The sequence below is a fragment of the Alkalihalobacillus sp. R86527 genome, assembly GCF_042466185.1.
Lineage (GTDB): Bacteria > Bacillota > Bacilli > Bacillales > Guptibacillaceae > Guptibacillus.
Map to the genome: position 1 here is coordinate 1,462,379 of NZ_JAXHBW010000001.1, position 20,716 is coordinate 1,483,094.

The 20,716-nt window shown below is 38.7% G+C and carries 20 protein-coding genes and 7 tRNA genes; 25 read left to right on the forward strand and 2 right to left on the reverse strand.

Going from position 1 to position 20,716, the window contains the following annotated elements; genetic code table 11:
* Nucleotides 1-60: 60 nt before the first annotated feature.
* Together SJY16_RS07405 and SJY16_RS07410 are read left to right on the forward strand one after the other, a co-directional pair.
* Entirely contained in the window at nucleotides 61-933 is an 873-nt protein-coding gene (locus SJY16_RS07405; RefSeq protein ID WP_377888473.1) for a DUF1002 domain-containing protein, read from the forward strand.
* 68 nt (nucleotides 934-1,001) lie between these two features.
* Nucleotides 1,002-1,655, forward strand: coding sequence for an NfeD family protein (locus SJY16_RS07410; protein WP_377888474.1), 654 nt, complete (start codon nucleotides 1,002-1,004; stop codon nucleotides 1,653-1,655).
* 57 nt (nucleotides 1,656-1,712) lie between these two features.
* On the opposite strand, the gene SJY16_RS07415 is transcribed toward SJY16_RS07410, so the two are convergent.
* The gene (locus SJY16_RS07415) at nucleotides 1,713-2,495 is read right to left on the reverse strand and encodes a DUF1189 domain-containing protein (RefSeq protein WP_377888475.1); all 783 of its coding nucleotides are present in this window, start codon (nucleotides 2,493-2,495) and stop codon (nucleotides 1,713-1,715) included.
* A 221-nt stretch (nucleotides 2,496-2,716) separates the two neighbouring features.
* On the opposite strand from SJY16_RS07415, the gene SJY16_RS07420 reads away from it, so the two are divergent.
* From SJY16_RS07420 to SJY16_RS07465, 10 genes are all read left to right on the forward strand, one after another.
* Nucleotides 2,717-4,345 (forward strand): Na/Pi cotransporter family protein, encoded by a 1,629-nt coding sequence (locus SJY16_RS07420; protein WP_377892108.1) that lies wholly within the window; start codon nucleotides 2,717-2,719, stop codon nucleotides 4,343-4,345.
* Between the two features lie 70 nt (nucleotides 4,346-4,415).
* The gene (locus SJY16_RS07425) at nucleotides 4,416-4,898 is read left to right on the forward strand and encodes a DUF456 domain-containing protein (protein WP_377888477.1); all 483 of its coding nucleotides are present in this window, start codon (nucleotides 4,416-4,418) and stop codon (nucleotides 4,896-4,898) included.
* 137 nt (nucleotides 4,899-5,035) lie between these two features.
* A tRNA-Asn gene (locus SJY16_RS07430) sits at nucleotides 5,036-5,110 on the forward strand.
* Nucleotides 5,111-5,113: 3 nt separating this feature from the next.
* Nucleotides 5,114-5,190: transfer RNA gene (locus SJY16_RS07435), tRNA-Met, on the forward strand.
* Nucleotides 5,191-5,213: 23 nt separating this feature from the next.
* Nucleotides 5,214-5,289, forward strand: a tRNA-His gene (locus SJY16_RS07440).
* A gap of 13 nt (nucleotides 5,290-5,302) precedes the next feature.
* Nucleotides 5,303-5,379 (forward strand) — tRNA-Ile (locus tag SJY16_RS07445).
* Nucleotides 5,380-5,386: 7 nt separating this feature from the next.
* Nucleotides 5,387-5,479: transfer RNA gene (locus SJY16_RS07450), tRNA-Ser, on the forward strand.
* 89 nt (nucleotides 5,480-5,568) lie between these two features.
* Nucleotides 5,569-5,645, forward strand: a tRNA-Met gene (locus SJY16_RS07455).
* Between the two features lie 302 nt (nucleotides 5,646-5,947).
* Nucleotides 5,948-6,023 (forward strand) — tRNA-Phe (locus tag SJY16_RS07460).
* Between the two features lie 214 nt (nucleotides 6,024-6,237).
* Complete coding sequence (locus SJY16_RS07465; protein WP_377888478.1) at nucleotides 6,238-6,849, forward strand: superoxide dismutase; 612 nt, start codon at nucleotides 6,238-6,240, stop codon at nucleotides 6,847-6,849.
* A 36-nt stretch (nucleotides 6,850-6,885) separates the two neighbouring features.
* Here SJY16_RS07465 and SJY16_RS07470 read toward each other — a convergent pair whose 3' ends face one another.
* Nucleotides 6,886-7,164 (reverse strand): hypothetical protein, encoded by a 279-nt coding sequence (locus SJY16_RS07470; RefSeq protein ID WP_377888479.1) that lies wholly within the window; start codon nucleotides 7,162-7,164, stop codon nucleotides 6,886-6,888.
* Between the two features lie 100 nt (nucleotides 7,165-7,264).
* Here SJY16_RS07470 and SJY16_RS07475 point away from each other — a divergent pair, with 100 nt between their 5' ends.
* The 13 genes from SJY16_RS07475 to SJY16_RS07535 all read left to right on the forward strand — a co-directional run bounded on the left by SJY16_RS07475 (nucleotide 7,265) and on the right by SJY16_RS07535 (nucleotide 20,657).
* A complete protein-coding gene (locus SJY16_RS07475; protein ID WP_377888480.1) occupies nucleotides 7,265-8,515 on the forward strand; it encodes an MFS transporter in 1,251 nt (416 codons plus the stop codon).
* A 108-nt stretch (nucleotides 8,516-8,623) separates the two neighbouring features.
* Complete coding sequence (locus tag SJY16_RS07480; RefSeq protein WP_377888482.1) at nucleotides 8,624-10,654, forward strand: peptidoglycan D,D-transpeptidase FtsI family protein; 2,031 nt, start codon at nucleotides 8,624-8,626, stop codon at nucleotides 10,652-10,654.
* 248 nt (nucleotides 10,655-10,902) lie between these two features.
* The gene (locus tag SJY16_RS07485) at nucleotides 10,903-11,850 is read left to right on the forward strand and encodes a PstS family phosphate ABC transporter substrate-binding protein (RefSeq protein WP_377888483.1); all 948 of its coding nucleotides are present in this window, start codon (nucleotides 10,903-10,905) and stop codon (nucleotides 11,848-11,850) included.
* Between the two features lie 85 nt (nucleotides 11,851-11,935).
* The gene (pstC, locus tag SJY16_RS07490) at nucleotides 11,936-12,868 is read left to right on the forward strand and encodes a phosphate ABC transporter permease subunit PstC (protein WP_377888484.1); all 933 of its coding nucleotides are present in this window, start codon (nucleotides 11,936-11,938) and stop codon (nucleotides 12,866-12,868) included.
* A complete protein-coding gene (gene pstA, locus SJY16_RS07495; protein ID WP_377888485.1) occupies nucleotides 12,868-13,746 on the forward strand; it encodes a phosphate ABC transporter permease PstA in 879 nt (292 codons plus the stop codon). The genes pstC and pstA overlap by 1 nt, the downstream gene beginning before the upstream one ends.
* Before the next feature lie 45 nt (nucleotides 13,747-13,791).
* Entirely contained in the window at nucleotides 13,792-14,616 is an 825-nt protein-coding gene (pstB, locus tag SJY16_RS07500) for a phosphate ABC transporter ATP-binding protein PstB (protein ID WP_377888486.1), read from the forward strand.
* A 21-nt stretch (nucleotides 14,617-14,637) separates the two neighbouring features.
* Entirely contained in the window at nucleotides 14,638-15,297 is a 660-nt protein-coding gene (phoU, locus tag SJY16_RS07505; protein ID WP_377888488.1) for a phosphate signaling complex protein PhoU, read from the forward strand.
* Between the two features lie 126 nt (nucleotides 15,298-15,423).
* The gene (locus tag SJY16_RS07510) at nucleotides 15,424-17,391 is read left to right on the forward strand and encodes a glycoside hydrolase family 15 protein (protein ID WP_377888489.1); all 1,968 of its coding nucleotides are present in this window, start codon (nucleotides 15,424-15,426) and stop codon (nucleotides 17,389-17,391) included.
* A 93-nt stretch (nucleotides 17,392-17,484) separates the two neighbouring features.
* Complete coding sequence (rpmG, locus tag SJY16_RS07515; protein WP_136947542.1) at nucleotides 17,485-17,634, forward strand: 50S ribosomal protein L33; 150 nt, start codon at nucleotides 17,485-17,487, stop codon at nucleotides 17,632-17,634.
* Nucleotides 17,635-17,714: 80 nt separating this feature from the next.
* Nucleotides 17,715-18,281 carry a 5-formyltetrahydrofolate cyclo-ligase gene (locus SJY16_RS07520; protein WP_377888490.1) on the forward strand — a complete coding sequence of 189 codons (567 nt, stop codon included), beginning with the start codon at nucleotides 17,715-17,717 and terminating at the stop codon, nucleotides 18,279-18,281.
* The gene (locus SJY16_RS07525) at nucleotides 18,278-19,051 is read left to right on the forward strand and encodes a DUF92 domain-containing protein (RefSeq protein ID WP_377888491.1); all 774 of its coding nucleotides are present in this window, start codon (nucleotides 18,278-18,280) and stop codon (nucleotides 19,049-19,051) included. The genes SJY16_RS07520 and SJY16_RS07525 overlap by 4 nt, the downstream gene beginning before the upstream one ends.
* Entirely contained in the window at nucleotides 19,048-19,641 is a 594-nt protein-coding gene (gene mobA, locus SJY16_RS07530; protein ID WP_377888493.1) for a molybdenum cofactor guanylyltransferase, read from the forward strand. The genes SJY16_RS07525 and mobA overlap by 4 nt, the downstream gene beginning before the upstream one ends.
* Nucleotides 19,638-20,657: a ThiF family adenylyltransferase gene (locus SJY16_RS07535; RefSeq protein ID WP_377888494.1), complete on the forward strand. Its 1,020-nt coding sequence runs from the start codon at nucleotides 19,638-19,640 to the stop codon at nucleotides 20,655-20,657. The genes mobA and SJY16_RS07535 overlap by 4 nt, the downstream gene beginning before the upstream one ends.
* Nucleotides 20,658-20,716: the final 59 nt, after the last annotated feature.

Sequence of the window (20,716 nt, forward strand, 5' to 3'; positions counted from 1 at the left end):
ATAGCATGGAGATAGATTTATTTTTGTGTAATTCATACTACGGTATAAAGGAGAACTATTATGAAGAAATTCTTACCTTACCTTTTATCATTTTGTTTGATTGTTTTGGCTTTCCCTATATATGCTTTTGCTGATGCAAGTGAAGGGGACATGATAGTAACGCTAGGTGAAGATTTAACAGAGGGCCAGAAGCAGGAGATATTGAAAGAAATGGACGCTCCAGAGGACGCAATGACTGTTTCTGTATCAAACGAAGAAGAGCATAAATACCTAGGAGATTATATAAGTAAAGCGTTGATTGGCACTCGTGCACTTTCATCGTCTTCAATAACAATCGGAAAGAAGGATCAGGGACTAAGTGTTGAAACGAATAATATTAATTGGGTGACAGACGAAATGTACACTAATGCTCTCATTACCGCTGGAGTAAAGGATGCTGAAGTGTATATTACTGCACCAGTTGAAGTTTCAGGAACTGCAGCCTTAACAGGCTTGATCAAGGCATATGAAGTCAGTACTGACAAAGTGATTCCTGAAGAGCAAAAACAAGTCGCGAATGAAGAACTTGTTAAAACCGCTAAGCTTAGTGAGAGTATTGGAGCGGATAAGGCTACAGAACTCATGACAAAAATTAAAGATGAAATTTCAACGAATCCACCTGAGACAGAAAAAGAGCTTAAAGATCTTATTCAACAGAAAGCTAATGATTCTGGAATTGAATTAACAAGCGAGGAGTTAGACGGGCTGGTTGCATTATTCGAGCGGATGAAAAATCTAGATATAGATTGGGATCAAGTGAGAAGTCAATTAGAAAATGCGAAAGAAGATCTTAATGAATTTTTAAATAAAGAAGAAACAAAAAATTTCATTAGTAAGTTTATCGATTTTGTAAAATCAATTATCGATAGTATTGCTGGAGCGTTTCAATCTTAAAAACTGAGAAACTTTTTTGGATTTCATTCGTATATAGGAAAGAGGAATAAATAGGGAGGCGAATTTGGGTGGATATATTAGCTATACCTACGATTGGATTCATCGTCGTCTTGTTAGGAATCGTATTCTTATTCGGCGAAATTCTCGTTAGAACAAAGGGGATTTTTGGCCTGATTGGAATTTTGATTTTAACGTTATATTTCAATTTCCATCTTACTTCTACAGTATCGATCCTTTGGATGGCACTTGTTTTTGCAGTAGGTTTAGGATTAGTAGTCCTTGACGGAAAATTATTAAATGATGGTACGTTTGGTATAATTGGTCTTCTAATCATGGTTACTGCGGTTGCGTTACCATCTCCTACTTTCTTATATGGACTTCTTGTTTCAAGTGGCTTTCTTTTAGGAGCAGCTGCGTCATTTCTGTTCTTGAAAGTATTTACGCCTAGAAAGATGTGGACGAAGATGACCTTAAGAGATCAACTGAGCAGTGAATTAGGCTATAACTCGATGAATAGTGAATACAAGAGTCTTGTGGGTCATACCGCAAAAGCGATTACACCTTTCAGACCTAGTGGAACGATTGAAGTGAATAATAAGAAATACAGTGCAGTTTCAGTTGGAAGATGGATAAATGAAGGTACATGGGTAACGATTACTGACGTAGATGGCACGAGAATTCTTGTAGAAGAAAAAATAAGCGATGAAACTCAACCAGTATAATAAATAATCCCCTCGGAATCATCCGAGGGGATTATTTATATTGTGAGGTAGGTTAAATTAATTAGTTTCCGTAGAGCGCTTTTTTGGAAGCGGAATTTCTTTGAGTACCATAAATAATAGCATGATGGCAACTAGCCAATATAGTAAAAAGCCAAAAGGTACTTGTGTTCTTAACAATCCCATAATCGCAAAAAACATTGTAGGAATTGTAACCGAATACGCTGAAAGCACCCATAGTTGTTTATAGGAAACTTTTCTCTTCGTAATGTTTTTCAATAGCAATCCAATCGTGGCAAGGACAGTAACACCTATGAACTTAAGTCCTGTTTGAAGGAGGTAAACAACAAAAATAACTAAAGGAATAAAAATAGGCAATAAATCGTCGAGGTTTTCCGAAAGCTCTATAACTTCCTGTTTTGTAAAACTCATCGTACTGAAATTACTATAATTGAACTCTTGAACCGTACCAGCGTCTTTAATCATCAATCGATCACCTAAAAAGGCAGTAACAGATTGATATTTGTCTACGTCATCTGGTTTAGTCGCACCAGTAGTATCAAAAAGAAACGTATCGCCGTTTTCACTTTTAATAAATGGCTTGTTTTGGTCAGCAGATAACTTCCCATCTACTAGCTCGAAATTAGGAACATCCTTTATATGTGATTTAAGTTCATCGTACGCATTTGTGAATGTGACTGTGGTAAGTATTCCCACTGGTACTGATGCGAGTAACATTAAAAGAAATACATAGAGAATGGGTTTACCGAGCTTTTGGAACCGGAAACGAGCCATCATCTTTGGAGAATACAAGCTATAAAATAGTTGCTTAAATATGTTCAAAATCAAATCTCCTTCCATAAATTACACAAACCTCTAAACTAGTTTATCTTATAAACCTCTTGGGGAACAATAAACTCATTCAAACTTTTTATTTCCCTTCCTAAATTATTAATTACAAAATCTATATTTAGTCTTTACAAAAGAAAGGGTGATGTAGATAATAGACAAGGGACTTTGTTGAGTATTGTCGAAAAAATAAAATGGTGCAAGGGGTTGAAATGATGGAACTCAACGTTCAGGAGATGATCTTTCAATTTGTGGGAGGTCTAGGTATTTTCCTGTTTGGACTTAAGTATATGGGTGATGGCCTTCAAAGATCAGCGGGCGATCGGTTAAGAGATATATTAGACCGCTTCACAACGAACCCTTTCATGGGTGTACTTGCAGGGATTATAGTTACAATTTTAATTCAGAGTAGTTCAGGAACAACTGTTTTGACCGTAGGGCTTGTAAATGCAGGTTTTATGACGTTAAAACAAGCTATCGGTGTTGTAATGGGCGCCAACATTGGTACGACTGTTACAGCATTCATTATCGGTTTTCCGATTAAAGATTACGCATTGCCTATTATTGCTGTAGGTTCAATTCTGATTTTCTTCTTTAAGAAAAAGAAAGTGAACTACGCGGGTCAAATCGTATTCGGATTTGGTGCTCTATTCTTTGGTCTCGAATTGATGAGCTCAGGAATGAAGCCTTTAAGATCACTTGAATCATTTCAAGAACTTACAGTTAGCATGAGTTCAAACCCAATCCTTGGTGTAGTAATCGGGACAGTATTTACAGTAATCGTGCAGAGCTCAAGCGCGACTATTGGTGTGCTTCAGGGACTGTTTTCCCAAAATGCGCTTGATTTACAAGCTGCGTTACCTGTTTTGTTTGGAGATAATATCGGTACAACGATTACAGCGGTGTTAGCGTCGATCGGTGCATCAGTTGCGGCGAGACGAACAGCTCTTACACACGTAATCTTTAACCTAATAGGAACAGCGGTTTTCTTAATTTTCCTATTTGCTTATACGCCGTTAATTGAATACCTTCAAGCAAAATTAAACCTAACTCCAGAGATGACGATTGCATTTGGACATGGGATATTTAATATAACAAATACAGTTGTACAATTCCCGTTTATTGCAGGACTTGCTTTTCTTGTTACGAAGATTATTCCAGGGGATGATACAACAATTGAGTATAAACCAAAACATCTTGACCCAGTCTTTATAGAACGTTCTCCATCTGTTGCTCTTGGTCAGGCAAAAGAAGAAGTTATCCGAATGAGCGAGTTTGCTTATAAAGGTGTAAAAGAAGCTTCTAAATATGTAACTTCAAAAGAACAGAAGAGCGCCGAAAAGACTGCTCAGTATGAAGAAGCTATCAATAATCTAGATACAAAAATCACGGATTACTTAATTCAGCTTTCGGCAACATCTCTTTCAGGTGAAGAATCAACTCGTCACGGTATGTTGATGGATTCTGTACGTGATATTGAACGTGTTGGAGATCATATGGAAAACATCGTTGAGCTTGTTGATTATCAAATTAGCAACAAAGTGAAAATGACAGACGGTGCAATGAAAGATCTTGATCAAATGTTTGAACTGACCCTTACAACTCTTCAAGAAGCATTCGATGCATTAGATAAATGGGATGTTGAGAAAGCTCAGGAAGTTGTGAAGTTAGAAGATAAGATAGATAAAATGGAAAGATCTCTTCGTAAACAGCATATTTTAAGGCTGAACGAAGGCGAATGCACGGGTAGTGCAGGAATCGTTTTTGTCGATATGATCAGTAATCTTGAACGTATCGGGGATCATGCTGTGAATATTGCAGAAGCAGTTATTGGTGAAGATTAATAATGGGTCAGGGCTAATGTAGCCCTGGCTTTTTTCATACTATATAATAGAAGGAAAAGGGGGAGAGCTCATGGATATTTTATATTGGGCCATCATAACAGCACTATTCATAGTTGCTTTTATTGGACTCATTTATCCGATTATTCCATCAGTGCTTTTTATATACATAGGTTTTATTGTCTATGGTTTATCGTTTGAGTTTAGTTCGATGACTATTTCTTTCTGGATTTTTGAGATAATGTTGACATCTCTATTGTTCCTTGCTGACTATGCCAGCAATTTATTTGGGGTTAAAAAGTATGGCGGATCAAAAGCTGCAATTTGGGGTAGTACAATTGGTTTGCTTCTGGGCCCATTTGTTATTCCGTTTCTTGGAATCATACTTGGGCCATTTATTGGAGCAGTTGGAGCAGAGTTAGTTTTGCATCGCAAACCTTTAAAGGAATCTTTTAAAGTAGGAGTAGGATCTTTACTTGGTTTTCTTGGAGGAGCTTTAATGAAAGGACTTATTCAAGCGGCTATGATTGCAATCTTTTTGGTGTATATTCTATAGAAATCTTGATGGAGAACAGAAACCATGCTATAGTAATTTCATCGCTGATTTTTCAGCCAAGAAAATTATATTGCAAAAGTTATTGACTTTCTTTCGTTTCTCATGATATAGTTATTCTTGTCGTTAAGAGATATTATTCCACAGTAGCTCAGTGGTAGAGCTATCGGCTGTTAACCGATCGGTCGTAGGTTCGAATCCTACCTGTGGAGCCATATGGCGGTGTAGCTCAGCTGGCTAGAGCGTACGGTTCATACCCGTGAGGTCGGGGGTTCGATCCCCTCCGCCGCTACCATATATTCTAAACGATACAACATGGCGGTTGTGGCGAAGTGGTTAACGCACCGGATTGTGATTCCGGCACTCGTGGGTTCAATTCCCATCAGCCGCCCCATTTAATTACATAAGGACCCTTAGCTCAGCTGGTTAGAGCTGACGGCTCATAACCGTCCGGTCGCAGGTTCGAGTCCTGCAGGGTCCACCAAGTGCTCGGAGGAATACCCAAGTCTGGCTGAAGGGATCGGTCTTGAAAACCGACAGGGGCTTAACGGCCCGCGGGGGTTCGAATCCCTCTTCCTCCGCCATTTTATTTCTTTCGTAGCCAGAGAGTTAGAAGAGGAAGAAACAGCCCTCTTAATAAAGAAGCAAGTAAAGCACAATTACATTTTATCGTCGCGGGATGGAGCAGTTCGGTAGCTCGTCGGGCTCATAATCCGAAGGTCGCAGGTTCAAATCCTGCTCCCGCAACCAATTTTAAAAAATAACTACGTCGATTTATCTTCCTTGTTAATTTTTAATCGGAGTCCCTTTAGGGGCAAACTAAACTCATAACTTTGTATTATTTCTTTCAATCGGAAATGATCAACACTTTCACAATACATATTGTTATAAACAAAATCTCTTGGCTCTGTAGCTCAGTCGGTAGAGCAACGAGCAAAACATCATTGAATATCCGACGAGTTGTCCCGACTCAGCAAGCTTCGAAGCATTGCTAGAAGAGGAAGGGACAGTGGTTTTACACATTACAAACTGATGGACAAATTAACAAACTCGGCTCTGTAGCTCAGTCGGTAGAGCAGTGGACTGAAAATCCACGTGTCGGCGGTTCGATTCCGTCCGGAGCCACCATTAATAATTCGATTCACCACCTATTGGGTGGTTTTTTTATGTTTATGATTCTTTATATGTGGAAATATAAAAAGTGGCTAGGATATTGGATGTTAATCATTTGAAAACAGTTGATAAATCTGCTACTGTAAAAATGTGATACATCGTAATCACGCCTTGTGACAATGAAAGCCTAGTTACGGGGAGTTACATATTTTAAAGGAGGAGATTTACAATGGCTAAATTTGAACTACCACAACTACCTTACGATTTTAACGCACTAGAACCACATATTGACGAAGAAACAATGAAGATCCATCATGGTAAACACCATAATGCTTATGTTACAAAGCTTAACGGTGCTCTTGAGGGTCACGAAAATCTAGCAGACAAAAGCCTTGAAGATCTTCTAGGCAACCTTGACGCAGTACCTGAAGGTATTCGTACTGCAGTAAGAAATAATGGTGGCGGACATGCTAACCATACTCTTTTCTGGCAAGTACTTAGTCCAAATGGTGGCGGTGAACCATCAGGTAACCTAAGCGAAGCAATCAAAAAGAAATTCGGAAGCTTTGAAAGCTTCAAAGACGAATTTGCAAGTGCTGCTGCAGGACGTTTCGGTTCTGGTTGGGCATGGCTAATCGTTAAAGGTGGAGAGCTTGAAATTACTAGTACTCCAAACCAAGATACTCCTGTAATGGAAGGCATTACTCCAATTCTTGGATTAGATGTTTGGGAGCACGCATATTATCTTAAATATCAAAACAAGCGTCCAGATTACATTAGTGCATTCTGGAATGTAGTTAATTGGGATGAAGTAGCTAAACGTTACGAAGCTGCAAAATAATTTATCAAAACCCTCTGGCAACATTGCCAGGGGGTTTTATGGTTCTATTACCGTATATAAACTTCCTAGATTTCTTAAAATATAGTGAATAACGGTATCTGTTATCACGCAACCATCACAATAATCATAGGGGCTAGAAACGAAAATCTGGTTCGTTCTAATTGAGATGAATACTGAAGAAATCGCTATCGAATTTTTATCTTCAGTATATGTATAGGTATGGCCGACTTTTGTAGCTTCTAAAAACAACTCTGTTATAAGTTTATTCATTAAATGCTCGGGAATAACATCCCCCGTATAGATGAAATAATACATAAAACTCTCCTTTCAAAAACATCTTGCCCTTTTGGAATCTTTCGCATAAGGAAGAAGAATTAATACAAAATAAGGGTGGAGGAAAAAAGGGGAGTTCGCTATGAAAGTTCTTAAACATGTGATGGGTGATATAGAAGTTACAAAAGACCTATTGTTGCTTTTAACGATAGGTGGATTATATGCCTTGAGCATCGCACTATCCAATACATTCGTAAACGTTTATGTATGGAAGCAAACCGGTGAATTTGCAGACATTGGGATATACAACCTCTCTGTAGTCATCAGCCAACCGCTCACTTTTATTTTAGCTGGTAGATGGGCTAAAAAGATGGATCGAGTAATCGTTCTAAGAATCGGAGTTATTTTCTTGGCGCTGTTTTATATTACTGTTCTGTTCTTAGGACAAAATGCAGGGCACTTGCTTATTTTACTAGGAGCGTTGTTAGGAATTGGATTTGGTTTTTACTGGTTAGCATTCAATGTCTTAACATTTGAAATAACTGAGCCAGATACAAGAGATTTTTTTAATGGCTTTCTTGGATTACTCACTTCATTTGCAGGAATGATTGGCCCAATATTTGCGGGAGTTGTCATATCCAGTCTTGAATCTTACACAGGATATAAGATTATATTCGGCGTCTCGCTGGTTCTATTCTTTGCAGCTGTGATATTGAGTTTTTTCTTGAAACGACGATCTGCCAAAGGAAACTTCTCATTTATGAGAGTATTTAATGAAAGGAAAGCTAACAGTGATTGGTTAAATGTTCTCCATGCGCATTTTTTTCAAGGGTTACGAGAAGGTACTTTTATTTTTATCATAGCTGTTTTAGTATTTATTACTACGGGAAGTGAACTTGCGATTGGCACGTTTGGTCTAGTTAACTCAGCGGTATCGTTTCTAGTGTATTATTTAGCCACACGGTTAATAAAACCACGATTCCGAATTAAGGCGATCTTATATTCAGGAATTATGTTATATGTCTCAGTGTTTATCTTAACACTCGACTTAACTTTTCCTCGATTGCTTATATATGGTGTGTGTATTTCGATTGCTTACCCAGTATTTTTTGTTCCTTATGTTTCTCTAACGTATGATGTCATCGGTAAGGCATGGAACGCAGCTGAAATGAGAATAGAGTACATCGTGGTGAGAGAAGTTTATTTAAATTTAGGCAGAATCGTATCAATCACAATATTTCTAATTGCGATTTCTATTGCAAATGACACACAAATTGTTCCTGTTTTATTGTTAATATTAGGTATAGGACACTCCATCATTTACCTTTTTTATAGGAAACTTAAGATTGTTAAGGCTTTTAATGAAAAGTCAGCTTCAGAGCCTGTTCAATAGCTCGTTAGGCCCTTTACAATCTGGCCTACACTCAGTATAGTAAATAAATATGGGATAGGGCACCTGTACTCTACAGGTGTCTAATTGTGTTTTGAAAGGAAGAATAGTGTGAACCGTAATACAAAGAAGAAAAATCATGTGCCTATGAGGTTGAATATATTATTTTTATCCGTTTTTGTTTTATTCTCCTTGCTCGTCTTACGTTTGGGCGTTATTCAAATCGTTGAGGGTGAGGAATATGAACGAGTATCTGAACAAACTGAAAATGTAACTGCAGAATCTAGTGCACCGAGAGGGAAAATGTATGACCGGTATGGAAGAGTTCTTGTTGACAATAACCCTCAATTTGCTCTTACTTACATAAGAACACAAAATACGAATCAAAAAGAAAGATTAGATCTTGCTAGAAAGCTCGCCGAATATATAGACAAGAATCCTGAAGACGTAACGGATCGAGAATTAAAGGATTATTGGATCGTTACTCGCCCGGACAAAGCGAAAGAAAAGCTTTCTGATAAAGAGTGGGATGAATTAGATTCGTCAGATGCTTATAAGCTTCAAATCGAACGGATTAATGAAAAAGATATTGCTGAAATAAAAAATGATGCAACAGAATTAGAAGTGGCTTCAATTAAAAAGGCGATGGACACTGGGTACGCACTATCTTCTCAAACGATAAAAATGGATTTATCTGAAGATGAAATCGCTCGAGTGAGTGAAAATCTTGGGGAGTTACCAGGGGTTGATATTCAGGCAGATGCAACGAGGGAATATCCATATGGTGAGACCCTACAAACAATCTTTGGGAATGTTGGCCATATTCCACGCGAAAGTTTAAGTTATTACCAAATGAGAGACTATGATAGAAATGAGCAGGTTGGTATCAGTTATCTTGAAAAACAATATGAAGAATTCCTTAAAGGTCAAAAGGAAAAACAAAAGTTTGTAACTGATAAAACTGGTGAACCCATTGGAGAACCAGAAGTGATTGAAGGGCAGCGTGGGAATGATCTTGTTCTGTCGGTTGATATCGATTTGCAACAAAGAGTAGAAGGAATTCTTGAAGAAGAATTACGTTCTGCGAGAAAGTACGGAGCAACTAGAGGATACGTTGTAATGATGGACCCTGACACAGGTGAAGTTCTATCGATAGCAGGGAAAGCTTACAATAACGGAAAGTTCACTGGAAGAACGTTCGGTGTAATCGGAGATTCTTATGCAATGGGCTCAACGATAAAGGGAGCTACAGTGTTAACTGGTTATCAATATGATGTGATCGAACCAAATAGTACTCTTGTAGATGAGGTGCTTCGTTTTTCTGATGGTAAAACTAAATCTTCGTATACATCAAGAGCTATGGGTAGAATATCGGATCTAGTTGCACTACAAAAATCATCAAACGTCTATATGTTTAAGATTGCAATGATGATGGCAGGTTACGATTATGAACCTAAGAAGCGAAGTAGTTATGATCCGGATGCTTATAACAAAATGAGGGAGTCATTCTCTCAATTTGGTTTGGGAGTACCAACTGAAATCGACCTTCCAGGTGAAAGCGCAGGACTGAACGGAGGAATCGGTCCATTTGGTAAACTGCTTGACTTTTCGATTGGGCAATATGATACGTATACACCAATGCAAATGGCTCAATATATTTCAACGATTGCAAATGGCGGCTATCGTATTAAACCACATCTGTTAAAAGAAGTACATGAACCTTCTGAAAGTGAATCTTTATCTAACACGGTTCTGTATCAAAATACACCAGATGTATTAAATAAAGTAAAGATGACTAAAGAAGAAGTGGAACACATCCAAAAAGGAATGTGGATGGTTATGAATACAAAACAAGGTACAGCAGGTACGAATTTTAACTATTTCCAGAGTGATGAATATGTTGCAGCTGGGAAAACAGGGACGGCTCAGATAGGGGATGACTACAACTTAACACTTGTAGGATTTGCTCCTTATAATAATCCTGAAGTTGCTTTCTCAGTTGTTATACCTGAAGTGAATGACTCGAGTTCAGGTTATGTTAATAAGAAAATTGGTGGAAGAGTCTTAGATGCTTACTTTGAACTAAAGAACCAGGCGAAAACTCCTAGTGGAAGTAATGATGAAAAAGAAAATAAGGAATGATATAAAACCGCAGAGATGCGGTTTTTATTTTTTGTATTGGGAAAAGTGAGGGTTAATCTAGTCATTTTCGACAAGGTTTCTTAAAAACATGCACAGAAAACAGCTTTTCTACACACATTTACACTTTCTTTACAATCGGTTTATATGTCATTAATAAACAAGCTGTATTCTTGTAATTGTGGTTGAGAGGTCAGTAGGAGTCCTAATGACCCATACAAAAAAACACATCCATTAGGGGGAAAAAGCACATGAAGTTTAAAGGAATTTCATTAATGCTAATAATGTCATTCGTATTGGTATTCGCAACAGCTTGTGGAAACAACAATTCAGGAAGTGAATCTGGGAGCGAAGAATTATCAGGAGAAGTTATGGTAGACGGCTCTTCAACTGTATTTCCGATTTTTGAGGCACTAGCTGAAGAATACGCTTCTGTTCAACCTAAAGTAAAAGTAAGTGTTGGTGTTTCAGGATCAGGCGGAGGATTTGAGAAGTTCTCTAACGGTGAGACTGACATGAGTAATGCCTCTCGTCCAATTAAAGAAGAAGAAGTTACGGCGCTAGAAGAAGCAGGAATTGAATTTACTGAATTTCAAGTTGCTAAAGATGGTCTTTCAATCGTTGTTAACTCTGAGAATGATTGGGTGGATCAGCTAACAATCGATGAGCTTAAGCAAATTTGGACTGGCAAAGCTACTATGTGGAGCGATGTTAATTCTGAATGGCCAGAAGAAAAGATCAAACTATACAGCCCTGGTACTGATTCTGGTACTTATGATTATTTCAACGAAGTTGTTCTAGAAGAAGAACAAATGAATAAAGAAGCTACACTTTCTGAAGATGATAACGTTCTTGTAAACGGCGTTACAGGTTCGAAAAATGGTATGGCATTCTTCGGATATGCTTACTATCTTGAAAATAAAGACAGTCTTAATGTTGTTCCAATTGTAAATGGAGATGGTGAAGCAATCGAACCAAATGCTGAAACAATTCAAGATGGAACTTACGAGCCACTTTCTCGTCCATTATTCACCTATGTTAAGCATTCTGCTGTAAAAGACGACACTGCAGTTTATAACTTCAGTAAGTACGCAATTGAAAATGCTGGTGAAATGGCTGAAGCTGTAGGTTATGTAGCTCTACCAGAAGAGAAGTATACTGAAGCTACTGAAAAGCTTGAAAAGATAGCTGGGAAATAACGGATTAAAGAAGAGGGTTCTGGTGAGGAGTGAATAGCTCCTCACTTTGACCTGTTTTGCTCTGGTGTGAGAGGGGAGTATTAGCATGGAAAAATCAATTCGTCAGATGATAAAAGATAAAAAAGAAAAGCAAAAAGCACGTTTGAATTTTATGGAAAAATTGGTGCCGGGTTTATTACTTTTTTGTGCCTTTCTTTCAGTGCTAACAACGTTAGGAATTGTATTTACATTGATTGTTGAGACATTTACGTTCTTTAATCGTGTTTCTATTATTGAATTCTTTACAAATAAAGATTGGTATCCATTCTTTGAAGGAGACCCTGACTATGGAATTTGGCCACTTATTTCCGGCACACTTATGATAACCGGCATTGCTATGTTGGTTGCTATTCCGTTCGGGTTAGCTGCTGCCATTTATTTGAGTGAATATGCAAGTGATCGCGTAAGACGATTTATTAAACCGATTTTGGAAGTATTAGCAGGAATTCCAACGATCGTATATGGATTCTTTGCTTTAACTTTTGTGACACCTGTATTGCAAAACGTTATTCCGAGTCTCCCGGTATTCAATGCACTAAGCCCTGGATTAGTAATAGGAATCATGATTATTCCAATGGTGGCTTCGCTTTCTGAAGATGCTATGAGTTCAGTACCAAATGCAATTAGAGAAGGTGCTCTAGGACTTGGTGCAACTCGTTTTGAAGTTGCAGTCAAGGTAGTTCTACCAGCAGCACTCTCTGGCATCATCGCATCATTCGTGTTAGCTATTTCACGAGCAATCGGTGAAACAATGATTGTTACGGTAGCTGGTGGTGCTACACCGAAACTGACAATGGATGTAACTGAGTCAATACAAACGATGACTTCGTATATCGTTCAAGTTAGCCTTGGTGATGCAGGATTTGGTACAACGATCTACTATAGTATCTATGCAGTAGGGATGACGCTGTTCTTATTCACCCTAATCATGAACCTCATCGCTCAATATATTTCTCGTAGATTTAGGGAGGAATACTAATGCAATTAATCGATCAGGCAAAAGTTAAAAGTAAAATGCAAACGAGGTTAGCGAAAAACAACATACTAAAGGGAGTCTTTTTGGGGGCAACGCTGTTTGCGCTTGTTGTTCTCGTTATCCTGTTATATCGGATATTCACTCAAGGAATTGGTTATTTAGATTTAGAATTCTTTCAAAATTTCGCTTCACGATTTCCTGAAAAAGCAGGAATAAAAGCTGCCTTTTTCGGTTCTTTATGGGTGATGGGAGTAATTGCCCCCGTTTCATTAATCATCGGTGTGGGGACAGCGATTTATCTTGAAGAGTACGCAAAGAAGAATCGGTTTACTACCTTTATTCAACTGAACATATCAAACCTTGCAGGTGTTCCTTCCATTGTGTTTGGTTTGCTCGGTCTTACTGTTTTTGTGCGCATGCTTGAGATGGGACGAAGTGTGCTAGCTGGTGGTTTAACGATGAGTTTATTGATTTTACCTATTATCGTGGTAGCAGCTCAGGAAGCAATTCGTTCTGTTCCTAATGAGTTAAGAGAGGCTTCTTTTGCTATGGGAGCAACGAAATGGCAAACGATTCGAAGAGTCGTATTGCCTGCATCGATTCCTGGAATCTTGACAGGTGGAATATTAGCGCTATCGAGAGCAATTGGTGAAACTGCACCATTGCTTATGATCGGTGCGCTCACGTTCGTTGCTTATCTACCTGAAGACCTATTATCTGGTTTTACTGTCATGCCAATTCAAATCTTTAACTGGACAAGTCGTCCACAAACGGAGTTTCACGATGTAGCAGCTGCAGGGATTATTGTCCTTCTTGCGATGCTATTGATCATGAATTCGATCGCTGTGTTAATTCGCAATAAATTTTCAAAGCGACTTTAAGTAAAATCGTACTCTAATCATCAACGTGAAAAGGGGAATAGTATCATGAAAACGATTATGGATGAAAAAAAGGTCCAAAAAGCTCCTCGTAAGGAAGAAGAACTGAAGAAAGATGCTCAATCTGTATATAGTATAGAGAACTTTAATCTTTGGTATGGAAAAGATCAGGCGTTAACGGATATTAATTTCGATATACCAGAACACCAAGTTACTGCTATCATCGGACCATCAGGGTGCGGTAAATCAACGTTCATCAAAGCACTTAACCGAATGGTAGAGATGGTTCCAATCGTGAAAATGTCTGGTGACATCAAATACCGAGACAACAATATTTTTGATAATAAATATAAAGTAGAAGATCTCCGTACAAAAGTGGGAATGGTATTTCAAAAGCCAAACCCATTTCCAAAGTCCATATATGAAAATGTTGTTTATGGGCCGAAGATTCACGGAATTAAGAATAAAAAAGTCCTTGATGAAATCGTAGAGAAAAGTCTAAAAGGTGCAGCACTGTGGGAAGAAGTAAAAGACCGATTGAATGAGAATGCATACGGTCTTTCGGGTGGACAGCAGCAGCGTCTGTGCATCGCACGTTGTCTCGCAATCGAACCAGACGTCATCTTGATGGATGAACCAACTTCAGCTCTCGATCCAATTTCAACTTTAAAAGTTGAGGAACTCGTTCAAGAATTAAAGAAAGAATTTAGTATTATTATCGTTACGCATAATATGCAACAGGCCGCTCGAATTTCTGACAAAACAGCTTTCTTCCTTAATGGTGAAGTAGTTGAATTTTCTGATACAAGCAAGCTGTTTTCTAATCCTACAGATAAACGCACAGAAGACTACATTACTGGTCGTTTTGGTTAATTATATCGGGGGGTGACTGTTATGGTAGTTAGAGGAAACTTTCAAGAACAATTAGATGGAATTAAAGCTCAGCTTTTGGAACTTGGTTCTCTTGCGCAACTTGCTGTTGACGATGCGATTCATGCACTGGAGAATCAGGATGTGGAAAAGGCTCTTGAAATAATTGACAATGATTATAAGATCAATCGACTTGAAGAAGAGATAAATGAGAGAGCAATCTGGCTTATTGCAAAGGAACAACCGCTTGCGTCAGATTTGCGTCGCTTGATTTCTGCTTTGAAAATTTCAACTGATGTTGAACGAGTAGGCGATCTCGCTGTAAATATTGCTAAGTCGATCATCCGAATCGGTGATAAACCTTTTGTAAAGCCTATTGAGGAGATACCTGCTCTTGCTCAAAAAGCGAACACTATGCTAAGGGAAGTGTTGTCTTCTTTCTATGAAGAAGATGTGAATCAAGCGAAAGACGTAGCGGATGCTGATGATGAAATCGATGATATGTACGGACGTCTAGTTAAAGAGCTATTGGAGCTGATGACAAAATACCCTGATAGTATCAGTCAAATTCAGCAATTAGCATTCATTTGTCGCTACATTGAGAGAATTGGCGACCATTGTACGAACATTTCAGAAAGCGTGATTTACGTTGTAAAAGGTAAACGATACGACTTGAACACTTAAAAGATAATATCCATCTTCCTTACACAAGGAGGGTGGATTTTTTTATAATCCTTTCTTTACGCCTCTAGTAATCTCTAGACAGTTTGTGAAATAAACTAAACTAGATGGTGGACGAGGAGGGACAAGATGCCAAGACACTTAGTGATTGGTAATGGACAGCTCTTAATCAATATGGACCAATTCTTGCAGATAAGAGATATTTTCTACCCTTATGTCGGTCAGCAGAATCATGTTCAAGGTCATGCAAACAGAATCGGAGTTTGGGTTGATGGGAATTTTTCTTGGCTCCATTCATCCGAATGGGAAATTAATCCTAACTATGATGAAGATACGTTGGTAACGTATAGTACAGCTTATCATCCTCATCTCGGCTTAAAGCTTATTTTCGAAGAAGGTGTACACCAACGAGAAATGTTGATGATACGAAAAATCACCATTCAAAACCTAGAAGAGAAAAACAAAGAAGTGCGTTTGTTTTTTCATCAAGATTTGAATATTTATGAAACTGAAGTGGGGGATACAGCGTATTACTGTCCGGATACAAAATCCATAATTCATTATAAGAGATATAGATATTTTCTTTTTAATGGAGAGGTGGACGGTGTCGGTATCAAACAATATACAACGGGGATAAAACGCTTCCAGGCTGCAGAAGGGACATGGCGGGATGCGGAGGATGGTCACCTTCATGTAAATCCAATTGCACAGGGGTCTATCGATAGCACATTCTCACTCGAAACCGAAATTGCTGGGAAATCGGAGACAACTGCATATTATTGGATGACTGTCGGAAGAACAAAAGAAGAAGTTAGCAATCTTCACGCCTACGTTAGTGAGATTGGAACGCGTTTAACCGTAGAGAAAATACGCATGTATTGGAACAGGTGGGTAAACAAATCGATTATTCCTGAATCCGACTTGAGTCCAGAATTATTATCACTCTATAAACGTAGCCTCCTTATTGTTCGTACTCAAACGAATCAGAATGGAACAATCATTGCAGCCAACGATTCTGATATCCTTCATTATAATCGAGATCACTATAGTTATATGTGGCCAAGGGACGGAGCCCTTATTGCTGCTTCATTATCCAAAGCTGGCTATCATGGTATGGTATCGAACTTCTACCGCTGTTGCGCGGAACTATTGTCAGTTGATGGATACCTTCATCATAAATATAATCCTGATGGATCGGTTGGTTCAAGTTGGCACCCCTATATCGATCGTTCTGGCTCTCCGCAACTTCCTATTCAAGAAGATGAGACAGCTTTAGTCTTATGGGCGTTCTGGGAACACTATCAGTCGACGGGTGATATTGAATTTGCACAATCACTTTATAAATACCTAATTCGCCCTGGGGCAAGGTTTCTCCTCGAATATATGGATGAGACCCTTAGTTTGCCTCTCCCTTCGTATGATTTATGGGAAGAGCGGCTTGGTGTGTTTAGTTTCACGGCTGCTGCAACATATGGGGGATTGATGGCGGCGCACTCGTTTGCAACCCTTTTCGGTGAGGATGATCGTGCAGAAAGCTATTTTGCAGGTGCAGAGAAAATTAAGAAGGGTATTGAACAACACTTTTATGATCAAGACCGTTCGTGTTTTATAAGAGGAATTTATACCAATAGTGAAACTGGAGAAATTACAAAGGATTACACGATTGAAAGTAGCGTTTTTGGTTTATTTGCCTTTGGTGTTCTACCACCTGATGATCCGAGAATTGTGAGAACGATGGAATTAATAGAAGAGCGTCTCTCTATAAAAACATCTATTGGCGGAATTGCACGGTACGTTAGCGATTATTACTTTCAACAGTCACAAAATGTTGAAGAAGTTCCAGGAAACCCGTGGGTTATTTGCACGTTATGGATGGCAAAATGGAAAATCGCTAAAGCGAAATCCATCGAGGAGTTAGCAAAAGCCAAGATTCACATTGAATGGGCTCAACGTCATTCCTTATCAAGTGGAATCTTACCTGAACAAGTGAACCCATATACGGGAAAGGCACTTTCTGTTGCTCCGCTTACTTGGTCACACTCTACTTATGTTGATGTGGTCAAGGATTATATTGAAAAATACAAAGCTCTTTCTTAAGAATAAAAACAACTTGATAGAACGAGAATTGTTTGTTATCATAATAAAGTATGTTGTTAAATGAACAGTTTGATAGGATTTGGAGGGATATTCATGCGCGTACAAATTACATTGGCTTGCACTGAAACTGGCGATCGTAACTACATTACTACTAAGAACAAACGTACAAACCCAGATCGTCTTGAACTTAAAAAATATAGCCCAAGACTAAAGAAACACACGTTACATCGCGAAACAAAGTAAGCAGTAGGTTATCCTACTGCTTTTTTATTTGTCTTTTTTCCCTTAAACTGATAGTAATAACGTATAAGGGAGAGGGACCAATGCAAACAAAACATAGATTACGTACGGAAATGAAAAATCGATTGAAAGAGCTTTCCGATGGAGAGAAAAGGAAACGTGACGATCAGCTTCTTGAACAATTATTTACATATGAGCCTTATAAGAGAGCGAATACAATCGGCTTAACGATTGCAATGAAAAAAGAAGTGGATACGAGGAAAATTATCGAACATGCTTGGTCGGCTGGTAAAAAAGTAGCTGTACCGAAGTGCGAGCCAAAAGATAAAACGATGACCTTTCGTTATTTAAGAAGTTGGGATGAGCTAGAAACTGTGTATTTCGGTTTGCAGGAACCAAAACCAGAACTTACAGAAGAGTGTACTCCTGAACAAATTCAGTTGTTGATCGTACCAGGCCTGTTATTTGATGAAAGAGGTTACCGTATTGGGTTTGGTGGAGGCTATTATGACAGATTTCTTCAGAAATATAGCAATAAGACAGTTTCTTTAGCGTATGGTTTCCAATTGGTGAAAGAAATACCTGTTGAGCCATTCGATCTCCCGGTAGGAGCACTTATTACTGATGAAACGATTATGTCCTTCTCATGATGGTTCTTTATTTTGTCATTTGTTTAGCAACCGGATTAGTTGGGCTCGCAATGGGCGCTTTAAATAAAAAAGGTACCTTAGCTTCGATTATGGTAGGAACAGCTGTAGCATATGGCTTTGGATGGAAGGGATTAATTCTACTCGGAGTGTTTTTTGTTACTTCGACCGTTTGGAGCAAATACAAGAGCGGTCGGAAAAACGCTATTAAACAAATTGTGGTAAAAGGGGCGGCAAGAGACGAGTATCAGGTTTTAGCTAACGGGGGTGCTGCTGCTTTTGCAGGAATTATGATGGGAATTTCCCATTCTATATTTTGGTTAGCCTTTTTTGTTGCTGCCTTAGCAACATCCAACGCCGATACGTGGGCTTCAGAATTAGGCGTGCTTTCTAAAAAAAATCCATTTCACGTCCTGAAGCTTAAAATTGTACCTCCAGGGACATCAGGAGCAGTCAGCATGCTAGGGTTTTTAGCATCAATCATAGCTGCCTCACTAATTGCGGGAGTCGGTTATCCTATCTATGGATTTTCTTTGGAGCTATTCATTGTATCTACAGCGGCAGGAATTCTTGGCTGCATAATAGACACGATCATCGGTGCATCTATTCAGGAAGAGTTCTATTGTAAGTACTGCTCGATGAAAACCGAACACCTTGAACATTGTGGACATAGAACGATTAAATCTCGGGGAATAGCCGGTATAAATAATGATGTTGTCAACTTGATTTCTTCTATATTTGGAGGTTTAGCAGGAGGTGTTTGGTTTTTATGAAAGCATGTGGTGTGTTATTAGCAGGAGGAGCATCACGTAGGTTTGGTACTGATAAAGCGTTTATTGACTATCATGGTGAACCTTTCTATACAAAAATATTGAATGAACTAGATAGTCATGTCAATGAAAGCATCGTCGTAACAAAGCCAGATCTTATAAATAAGTTTCAACTTCCTGAGAAAGTAGAAGTAGTAATGGATGAAGAGAAGTTCTCTGGAAAGGGTCCACTAGCAGGGCTAATGACGGCGATGAATTCAAAGGAAGCAATCTATTACGTTGTCGTTGCTTGCGATATGCCGCTTGTAACTGAAGACCTTATTTCTACCCTCTTGGATGAAGCGGAGCGAAATCCAGAAGCTGATGCAATTATTCCAGTAGCACATGGTCGGATTCATCCACTATGTGCTGTGTACAGATATGCATGTAAAGAGATGATCCATCGTCAGTTACAACTTGGTAACAAACGAGTCATAGATGTTCTAGAAGAGTTGAACACACGATATGTAACGTTCAGTGTAGCAACACATTTGTTTGCAAATGTTAACACCAAAGAAGACTATATGAAGATTCAGAAGGGGAGAAATCAATGAGTCAGTACCAGCGTTATTCACGTCAGATGTTATTCTCTCAAATTGGAGAAGAAGGTCAAAAGAAATTTGGTGACACAAGTATTTTGATTGTTGGAATGGGAGCACTTGGCACCGCGATAGCCAACCATATGGTAAGAGCAGGTTTTGGGAAAATAAGAATCGTTGACCGTGATTATGTTGAGAAAAGCAATTTGCAAAGACAAATGTTATTTGATGAGAAAGATGTCGAGGCTGCTTTACCCAAAGCAGTTGCTGCTAAAAATAAGCTTGAGAAAATGAATTCAGAGATAAAGATCGAGGCTATAACTACAGACGTGGACGCTTCAAACATTATCGAGTTAGTAGAAGGTATCGATATGGTGATGGATGGTACCGATAACTTCTCAACTCGTTTTTTATTGAATGATGCTGCTTTTAAGACAGGGGTACCTTATGTTTATGGAGGCGCTGTTAGTTCAAGGGGTATGACTGCACTCTTCATTCCTGGTGAAACACCTTGTTTACGGTGCTTCATACAGAGCGATGGTTCTACTACTGGCGAGACGTGCGATACAATAGGTGTCATATCGCCCATTGTTGATATTATCGCGTCTTATCAAGTGACGGAAGCAATGAAATACTTCGTAGGTGCCCACGATAAACTAAATCGTTGCTTACTCACAGTTGATATATGGAATAACCACACATATTCAATGAAGTACTCATCCCCTAAAGTAGACTGCCCAGCTTGTCAAAAACAGGAGTATCCTGCTTTACAACATGGTGCAACAAGCGATGTGGCTTCACTATGTGGGAGAGAAACGATCCAGATCAAAATCGAAAAGACGTTTGATCTGAAAGAATGGTCTAACAAGTTAGAGAATATAGCCAAAGTAAAGAAAACTCCGTTTTTACTTAAAGCAGAACTAGAAGAAGGAGAGCGGATCGTAATGTTTCCAGATGGGCGAGTGCTCGTTCAAGGTACGAGTGATAGTGGTCGTGCAAAAGCTCTTTATTCTAGGTATATAGGCATGTAACAGAGCACCAGTGTTTACTGGTGCTTTTTTTCATTTTTTGTAGGACGTAATTTTGTCTT